At 72.8% G+C, this 6,799-nt stretch carries 5 protein-coding genes; all 5 read left to right on the forward strand.

Features of this window, described 5'->3' with window-relative positions:
- The coding region (locus CW362_RS42080) for an AtuA-related protein (RefSeq protein WP_420856903.1) at positions 1–524 on the forward strand (524 nt) is incomplete at its 5' end.
- Positions 521–2,119 carry an acyl-CoA carboxylase subunit beta gene (locus CW362_RS42085; protein WP_103554859.1) on the forward strand — a complete coding sequence of 533 codons (1,599 nt, stop codon included), beginning with the start codon at positions 521–523 and terminating at the stop codon, positions 2,117–2,119. The genes CW362_RS42080 and CW362_RS42085, both read left to right, overlap by 4 nt.
- Positions 2,120–2,127: 8 nt before the next feature.
- Complete coding sequence (locus CW362_RS42090; protein WP_103554860.1) at positions 2,128–4,008, forward strand: acetyl/propionyl/methylcrotonyl-CoA carboxylase subunit alpha; 1,881 nt, start codon at positions 2,128–2,130, stop codon at positions 4,006–4,008.
- Between the two features lie 115 nt (positions 4,009–4,123).
- Positions 4,124–5,284, forward strand: coding sequence for an acyl-CoA dehydrogenase family protein (locus CW362_RS42095; RefSeq protein ID WP_103554861.1), 1,161 nt, complete (start codon positions 4,124–4,126; stop codon positions 5,282–5,284).
- A 17-nt stretch (positions 5,285–5,301) separates the two neighbouring features.
- A partial coding sequence (locus tag CW362_RS42100) for an AMP-binding protein (RefSeq protein ID WP_103554862.1) occupies positions 5,302–6,799 on the forward strand: 1,498 nt, incomplete at its 3' end.

Genomic DNA, 6,799 nt, shown 5'->3' on the forward strand with positions numbered 1-6,799 from the left:
TCCACGTGGTGGCGCCACCGGGGAAGGGCGCGCCGTACGGGGTCTTCGAGGACGTGCACGTCCCCCAGGACGCCGTCGGCCACACGGCCGTCCTCCCCGACGGGACCCGCCTGTCGGTGATCCCGGCCCAGGACACGCTCGTACTGGAAGCGGCCGAAGAACCGGACCTGCCCGAGCCGTTGCCCGCGGGTCCCACCCGCCGTGCCCCCCTCGGCCTGGTCGCCGGGGCCCGCAGCGGCGACAAGGGCGGCAACGCCAACGTCGGCGTCTGGGCCCGCACCGACGAGGCCTGGCGCTGGCTCGCCCACGAGCTGACGGCCGACCGCTTCCGGGAACTGCTCCCGGAGAGCGGGGGCCTGACCGTGGTCCGGCACCTCCTGCCCCGCCTGCGCGCCCTGAACTTCGTGGTCGAGGGGATCCTCGGCGAGGGCGTGGCCTCCCAGGCCCGCTTCGACCCGCAGGCCAAGGCCCTAGGCGAATGGCTCCGCTCCCGTCACCTGGATATTCCGGAGGCCCTGCTATGACGGTCCTTTCGTCCGCCCTGGACGTGGGCGGCCAGGACTACCGGGCGAACCGCGAGGCCATGCTCGCGAAGCTCGCCGACCTGGACACCGAGCACGCCAAGGCCCTCGCGGGCGGCGGCGAGAAGTACGTCGAGCGGCACCGGAAGCGCGGCAAGCTGCTCGCCCGCGAGCGCATCGAGCTGCTCCTCGACCCGGACACCCCGTTCCTGGAGCTGTCCCCGCTGGCCGCCTGGGGCAGCGACTACACGGTCGGCGCCTCCCTGGTCACCGGCATCGGGGTGGTCGAGGGCGTCGAGTGCCTGATCACCGCGAACGACCCGACCGTGCGCGGCGGCGCCAGCAACCCCTGGAGCCTGAAGAAGGCGCTGCGGGCCAACGACATCGCGCTCGCCAACCGGCTGCCCTGCATCAGCCTGGTCGAGTCGGGCGGCGCCGACCTGCCCTCCCAGAAGGAGATCTTCATCCCCGGGGGCGCGATCTTCCGCGACCTCACGCGGCTGTCGGCGGCCGGGATCCCCACGGTGGCCGTGGTCTTCGGCAACTCGACGGCCGGAGGCGCGTACGTCCCCGGCATGTCCGACCACGTGATCATGGTCAAGGAGAAGGCGAAGGTCTTCCTCGGCGGACCGCCGCTGGTGAAGATGGCCACGGGTGAGGAGAGCGACGACGAGTCGCTGGGCGGCGCGGAGATGCACGCCCGCGTGTCGGGCCTCGCGGACCACTTCGCCGTCGACGAGCGGGACGCGCTGCGCCAGGCCCGCCGGGTCGTCGCCCGGCTCAACCACCGCAAGGCGTACGCCGATCCGGCCCCGGCCGAGCCCCCCAAGTACGACGAGGACGAACTGCTGGGGATCGTCCCCGGCGACCTCAAGCAGCCCTTCGACCCGCGCGAGGTCATCGCCCGGATCGTCGACGGCTCGGACTTCGACGAGTTCAAGCCGCTCTACGGGACGAGCCTGACCACCGGCTGGGCGAGCCTGCACGGCTACCCGGTCGGCGTCCTCGCCAACGCCCAGGGCGTGCTGTTCAGCGCCGAGTCGCAGAAGGCCGCCCAGTTCATCCAGCTCGCCAACCAGCGCGACATCCCGCTGCTCTTCCTGCACAACACCACCGGCTACATGGTCGGCAAGGAGTACGAGCAGGGCGGCATCATCAAGCACGGCGCGATGATGATCAACGCGGTGAGCAACTCGCGGGTCCCGCACCTGTCGGTGCTCATGGGCGCCTCCTACGGAGCCGGCCACTACGGGATGTGCGGCCGGGCCTACGACCCGCGGTTCCTGTTCGCCTGGCCCAGCGCCAAGTCGGCCGTGATGGGACCGCAGCAGCTCGCGGGCGTCCTGTCGATCGTCGCCCGGCAGTCGGCGGCCGCGAAGGGCCACCCCTACGACGACGAGGCGGACGCGGCGCTGCGCGCCATGGTGGAGCAGCAGATCGAGTCCGAGTCGCTGCCGATGTTCCTGTCCGGGCGGCTGTACGACGACGGGGTCATCGACCCGCGCGACACCCGCACCGTCCTCGGCCTGTGCCTGTCCGCGATCCACACGGCGTCCTTCGAGGGCGCGCGCGGTGGCTTCGGCGTCTTCCGGATGTGAGGGATCACGTGATTGCGAGTCTGCTGGTCGCCAACCGGGGCGAGATCGCCTGCCGGGTCTTCCGCACCTGCCGCGAGGCCGGGGTGCGCACCGTCGCGGTGTACTCGGACGCCGACGAGAACGCCCTGCACACGCGGGAGGCGGACGCCGCGGTGCGGCTGCCGGGTGCGACGCCCGCCGAGACGTACCTGCGCGCCGATCTCGTCGTGCGGGCCGCGCTGGAGGCGGGCGCGGACGCCGTGCACCCGGGGTACGGATTCCTGTCGGAGAACGCGGACTTCGCGCGGGCCGTGACCGACGCCGGGCTCGTGTGGGTCGGGCCGTCGCCCGAGGCGATCGAGGCGATGGCGTCCAAGACCCGGGCCAAGAAGCTGATGGGGCTCGAACCGCTGGAGCACGTCACCGCCGAGGACCTGCCGGTGCTGGTCAAGGCCGCCGCGGGCGGCGGCGGGCGCGGGATGCGGATCGTGCGCGAACTCGCCGACCTGGAAGCCGCGTTGGAGGCGGCCCGGGCGGAGGCGCTGAGCGCCTTCGGCGACGGGGAGGTGTTCGTCGAGCCGTACGTGGAGGGCGGTCGGCACGTCGAGGTGCAGATCCTCGCCGACGCGCACGGCACGGTCTGGCCGCTCGGCACCCGTGACTGCTCCCTCCAGCGGCGCCACCAGAAGGTGATCGAGGAGGCGCCCGCCCCCGGCCTCGGGGGCGAACTCACGCACACGTTGTACGAGTTGTCGGTACGGGCCGCCCGCGCCGTGGACTACGTCGGCGCCGGCACGGTCGAGTTCCTGGTCGCCGACGGGACCCCGCACTTCCTGGAGATGAACACCCGGCTCCAGGTCGAACACCCCGTCACCGAGGCGGTGTTCGGGATCGACCTGGTGGCCCTGCAACTGCGGGTCGCCGAGGGCGAGCGGCTGGAGGGCGAACCCCCGTCCGCCCGCGGCCACGCGGTGGAGGCCCGGCTGTACGCGGAGGACCCGGCGGGCGGCTGGGCGCCGCAGACCGGCACCCTGCACCGGATCGCCGTCCCCGACGGCGTCCGGCTGGACACCGGGTTCGCCGACGGCGACCCGATCGGCATCCACTACGACCCGATGCTCGCGAAGGTCGTCGCGCACGGCGCCACCCGGGCGGAGGCCGTGCGGAAACTGGCCGGAGCCCTGGAACGGGCCACCGTCCACGGCCCGGTCACCAACCGCGACCTGCTCGTACGGTCGCTGCGGCACGAGGAGTTCGCCGGGGCCCGCATGGACACCGGGTTCTACGACCGGCACCTGGCCGCCCTGACCGAGCCCGCCCCCGACCCGTACGCCCCGCTGGCCGCCGCCCTGGCCGACGCGCACGGGCGGTCCCGGTTCGGCGGCTGGCGCAACCTGGCGTCGGCGCCGCAGACCAAGCGCTACCGCATGCACGGCACCGAGCACGAGGCGGCCTACCGGCACACGCGCGAGGGACTCGCGGCCGACGGGGTGCGCGTGGTGCACGCCGACGCGGGCCGGGTCGTCCTCGAAGTGGCCGGCGTGCGGCGGACGTTCGACGTCACGCGGTACGACGGCGGCCGGGTCTTCGTGAACGCGACCGCGCTGACCGAACTCCCCCGCTTCCCCGACCCGGCCGCGGACCGGGCTCCCGGCTCGCTGCTCGCGCCGATGCCCGGCACCGTGGTCCGGGTGGCCGAGGGGCTGGCCGAGGGCGCCGCCGTGCGGGCCGGGGACCCGCTGCTGTGGCTGGAGGCGATGAAGATGGAGCACAAGATCTCCGCGCCCGCCGCGGGGACGCTCACCGCCCTGCACGCCGTCGTCGGACAGCAGGTGGAGGTGGGCGCCCTGCTGGCCGTCGTGCGGGAGGAGACGGCGCCCGGCGAGGCACCGGCGGACGGCGCCGGGTGAGCGGGCGCCCCCCTGCGGGGCGCCGGGCCGCACCACCGCGCGGGGACCGCGCCGCGCGGGCCCGACAGCTATGCACAGGCCGCATTTTCCGTACTCTTCTCACCGAGGAGCCCTCATGAGCCCTGTCACAGAGACCGACGAACACAAGGCGCTCCGTTCCGCGGTCGCCGCTCTCGGCAAGCGCTACGGCCGCGCGTACCTCACCAAGGCCGTCGCCGAGGGCGGTCACCCCGACGAGCTGTGGGCCGAGGCGGGCAAGCTCGGCTATCTCGGCGTGAACCTCCCCGAGGAGTACGGCGGCGGGGGCGGTGGCATCGCCGAACTGTCCATCGTCCTCGAGGAGCTGGGCGCGGCGGGCTGTCCGCTGCTGATGCTCGTCGTCTCGCCCGCCATCTGCGGCACGGTCATCGCCCGCTTCGGCACCGAGGAGCAGAAGCGGGCGTGGCTGCCGGGTCTGTCGGACGGCACCCGCACCATGGCCTTCGGCATCACCGAGCCCGACGCCGGCTCCAACTCGCACCGCATCACCACCACGGCCCGCCGCGACGGCACCGACTGGGTCCTGAACGGCCGCAAGGTCTTCATCTCCGGCGTCGACATCGCCGACGCGACGCTCATCGTGGGCCGCACCGAGGACGCCCGCACCGGCAGCCTCAAGCCCTGCCTGTTCATCGTCCCGCGCGACGCCGAGGGCTTCGGACGGCGCCAGATCGACATGGAACTGTCCAGCGCCGAGAAGCAGTTCGAGCTCACCCTGGACGAGGTGCGGCTGCCGGCCGACGCGCTCGTGGGCGACGAGGACGCGGGTCTGCTCCAGCTCTTCGCCGGGCTCAACCCGGAGCGGGTGATGACGGCCGCGTTCGCGATCGGCATGGGCCGCTACGCGCTCTCCCGGGCCGTCGAGTACGCCCGCGAGCGGACCGTCTGGAAGGCGCCGATCGGCGCCCACCAGGCGATCGCCCACCCGCTCGCACAGGCCCACATCGAGCTCGAACTGGCCCGGCTGATGATGCAGAAGGCCGCGTACCTCTACGACGAGGGGGACGACATCGGAGCGGGGGAGGCCGCCAACATGGCCAAGTACGCGGCCGGAGAGGCCTGCGTACGGGCCGTCGACCAAGCGGTGCACACCCTCGGGGGCAACGGCCTCACCCGGGAGTTCGGCCTCGCCTCCCTGATCACGGCGGCCCGCGTGTCTCGTATCGCGCCGGTCAGCCGGGAGATGATTCTCAACTACGTCTCCCACCAGACCCTGGGTCTGCCCAAGTCGTACTGAGCGCTCTAGGAGGAACCGTGTTCCGCAGCGAGTACGCAGATGTCCCGGCCGTCGAGGAGCCCATCCACGACGCCGTCCTCGGTCACGCCGCAGAGCGGGGCGAGGCCCCCGCGCTCGTCGACGGCGTCGACGGCACCACGCTCACCTACGCGCAGGTGGACCAGTTCCACCGCAGGGTGGCCGCCGCGCTCGCCGAGGCGGGACTGCGCAAGGGCGACGTGCTCGCCCTGCACAGCCCCAACACCATCGCGTTCCCGGTCGTGTTCTACGGGGCCACCCGGGCGGGCGCGTCGGTCACGACCGTGCACCCGCTCGCCACCGCCGAGGAGTTCGCCAAGCAGCTGCGGGACTCCTCGGCGCGCTGGATCGTGACGGTCTCGCCACTGCTGGAGACGGCCCGGCAGGCCGCCGGACTCGCGGGCGGGATACGGGAGATCCTCGTCTGCGACCAGGCGGAGGGCCACCGCTCCCTGATCGACCTGCTCGGCGGCACCGCGCCCGAACCGGAGGTCGCCATCGACCCGGTGGAGGACGTGGCGGCGCTCCCGTACTCCTCGGGCACCACGGGCGTCCCCAAGGGCGTGATGCTCACCCACCGCTCCATAGCCACCAACCTCGCGCAGCTCGAGCCCGCCATGCCGATGGGCCCGGACGACCGCATCCTCGCCGTCCTGCCGTTCTTCCACATCTACGGGCTCACCGCCCTGATGAACGCGCCGCTGCGGCAGGGCGCCACCGTGGTCGTGCTGCCCCGCTTCGACCTCGACACCTTCCTCGGCGCCATCCAGGAGCACCGCATCACCGGCCTGTACGTGGCACCGCCGATCGTCCTGGCGCTCGCCAAGCACCCGGCCGTCGCGGAGTACGACCTGTCGTCCCTGAAGTACATCGTCTCCGCCGCGGCCCCGCTGGACGCCGCCCTCGCCGCCGCCTGCTCGGCCCGGCTGGGGCTGCCGCCGGTGGGCCAGGCCTACGGCATGACGGAACTGTCGCCCGGCACGCACGTCGTCCCGCTGGACGCCGAGAACCCGCCGCCGGGCACGGTCGGCAAGCTCGTCGCTGGCACCGAGATGCGCATCGTCTCCCTCGACGACCCGGACAAGGACGTCGCCGTCGGGGAGCGCGGCGAGATCGTCGTCCGCGGGCCCCAGGTCATGAAGGGCTACCTGGGCCGGCCCGACGCGACCGCCGCGATGATCGACGCGGACGGCTGGCTGCACACCGGGGACGTCGGCCACGTGGACGACGACGGCTGGCTGTTCGTCGTGGACCGCGTCAAGGAACTCATCAAGTACAAGGGCTTCCAGGTCGCCCCCGCCGAACTGGAGGCGCTGCTGCTCACCCATCCCGGCATCGCCGACGCCGCCGTCATCGGGTCCTACAACGAGGACAACAACGAGGTCCCGCACGCCTTCGTGGTGCGCCAGCCCTCGGCCGCCGACCTCTCCGCGAACGAGGTCATGATGTACGTCGCCGAACGCGTCGCCCCGTACAAGCGGGTCCGCATCGTCACCT

Source organism: Streptomyces populi, from assembly GCF_002911015.1.
In the GTDB taxonomy this organism is placed as follows: Bacteria; Actinomycetota; Actinomycetes; order Streptomycetales; family Streptomycetaceae; genus Streptomyces; species Streptomyces populi.